A 2344-nucleotide genomic window follows, 5' to 3' on the forward strand; every position below is an offset into this window, starting at 1 on the left:
AAAGCAAAGATATTTACTTATTTTGTATGTTTGTAAAACTTAAAATGTTAAAGTCCGATTATTAGGGGGTTAGACCAGTAACTTACTTATCTTCAATTTAAAACCAATTCTAAATTTATTACAATTTAATTATTTTTTTTGTGGTGATACCCCCTGATGTATAAATTTTCAAGAAATAATTACCACTGGCATGATTTTGAATCGAGAACGTACTTTTAGTATACTGTCCCACAAATTGCCCTAAACTATTATACATTTCTATTTTTTTTTAAATAAAATTCTCAGGAGCGGTAATTGTTATACGATCCTTTGTTGGGTTTGGGTATGTTTGCACTGCTAATTCGCTTTCAAAGGATAGCGGTGACAACAACTCCAAACTATTTCCTATTAGTGTGATTTTGCCGTTTTCCTTCTTATCATGAGCAATGTGAGGTTACTCTATATTTCCGTTAGAAACTGTAACTATTAAAGTTAATGCAATTATCCCCTCTTCTCAACTGTGTAGATCAATATTTGAAATCATTACTATTCACTAATTTATTATTCAATATCATGTCTTATCTTAGAAATTTCCGATTTTAACAATATCTTTCACCTCTATCGTACTATCTTCAAATTCATTTATTATTTTCACATCTCCTGTTTGTCCTATCTCGCCATAAACTTTTTTTCCTGAAGCGTAACTAATTCCGTAGAATTGAAGTACATTGTTATTTCTATATTCCGTTTTGAAAATTTCAAATCCTATATTTTTAAATACGTTTTCAGTTAAATTTTCAAAATTGACAAAATGCACATCTTGTCCTATCGGTATACAAGCATAATCATCAGAACGCCCAATTAAATTATAATACGCCCCAAACTCAGCACTAGAGTATTTTGTAAAAGCGGTTTTGACTGTATTCGTTAGATCATCAAAGGACCACCAAATGGTCTCTTGTGCATCAAAATGACCACCCCAACTCGTGAAAACATGTAAGTTATTTGAGTTAAAATAGAACATTTCATTTGCAGACGCTAGTTCATGCAATTTATTTAAATGTTCCTCCCTATATGGAATGCTGAGTGGAATAGGTTGAAGTGTAAATGAACCATTATTTGTAGTTAATCTAAAAGGTTTTATAAAATAGGGGGTCAACATACCTTTAATTTCTTGTCCAGATATAAAAAAAACAAACCCGCCATCTGATGCTCGAACACCAAAACAACCATCCGAATTTATGTTTTCAAAATAGTTAACACCATCCACATCCAATGGCGAACTGTTATTTAAATCCGACAAAGCAATTGTTTGTCCAGCACTAAACCGAATTTTCCAAACACCAAATTGGTTAAAATTATAAGTGTATAATATATCACCATTGCCTAATACATAATAATTAAATCGATTGTTCTGAGCGATGAGGTTAATCGTTGTAAATTTAACCTCCATAGCTTCCTCGCTTATCTTAACAAATTCAGCTTTATATATTTCCTGCACAGCTCCTGTATTATTTCCTTTTAAATACACAGCATTATTATCATCAAATTGTAAACTACCATTTATCCATCGACTACTTTGATTTATTTTAGCATACACATTTACAAATTGAGTATAAGCCAAATCAGATAATTTATAAAAAGCTCCGTCTGTTTTGTCTAAAATGAAATTACTTAGAGCATCTGTTGTTCCATCCAAGTATTCCACATTTAAAATCCCTGATACTAAAATCAAATTCTTAGAACATTCCATTAACGAGTTTACAGTTAATATATAGTCTTTGGCATTTGGGATTTTTAAATTGGTAATGTTTCCTTTGTCATCTGTTAAAAAAAAGTTACCTACACTCTTTGACGCTATCGTTTTGCCTGTTGGCAAATTGACCGACTTATTTAACAAAACAATGTTCGCGATAGATTTTATGTCAAACTGATTTTTTTTGCCTTGAATTGTGACTGGATCCACATTTGTTGTGGGAGGAACTTTTGTTTCTTCGAATATGTCATCATCAGAACTACAAGACATATTTGAAATAATTAAAATTAATATCAAAGAACGGATAATTTTACACATATTATATTTGCTTTAGTTAATGATTTTTATAATTGTTTACTTGGGTTATAAATTCTAAACATAATTTTTAAACTTATAATATTACTTAGGTTTAGATTGTTAAATAGGTTAATTATTCTTTTATTTTTGTCCCTCGTCTAATCTCTTGAATAATATTTATTACCTGATATTTGAAGTCAAGAGAAATAAATCTAACCCTAACTTTCTCTTCAGTCAGTGGTCTAACCCCCTAATAATCGGACTTTAACATTTTAAGTTTTACAAACATACAAAATAAGTAAATATCTTTGC

At 30.2% G+C, this 2344-nt stretch carries 2 protein-coding genes; both read right to left on the reverse strand.

Going from position 1 to position 2344, the window contains the following annotated elements; translation table 11 throughout:
* Positions 1 to 118: 118 nt before the first annotated feature.
* Positions 119 to 256 (reverse strand): T9SS type A sorting domain-containing protein, encoded by a 138-nt coding sequence (locus ACEN2H_RS15550; protein ID WP_441733959.1) that lies wholly within the window; start codon positions 254 to 256, stop codon positions 119 to 121.
* A 306-nt stretch (positions 257 to 562) separates the two neighbouring features.
* Positions 563 to 2032 carry a hypothetical protein gene (locus ACEN2H_RS15555; RefSeq protein ID WP_441733962.1) on the reverse strand — a complete coding sequence of 490 codons (1470 nt, stop codon included), beginning with the start codon at positions 2030 to 2032 and terminating at the stop codon, positions 563 to 565.
* Positions 2033 to 2344 lie beyond the last annotated feature (312 nt).

This window comes from Flavobacterium sp. W22_SRS_FP1 (assembly GCF_052113685.1).
Classification (GTDB): domain Bacteria; phylum Bacteroidota; class Bacteroidia; order Flavobacteriales; family Flavobacteriaceae; genus Flavobacterium.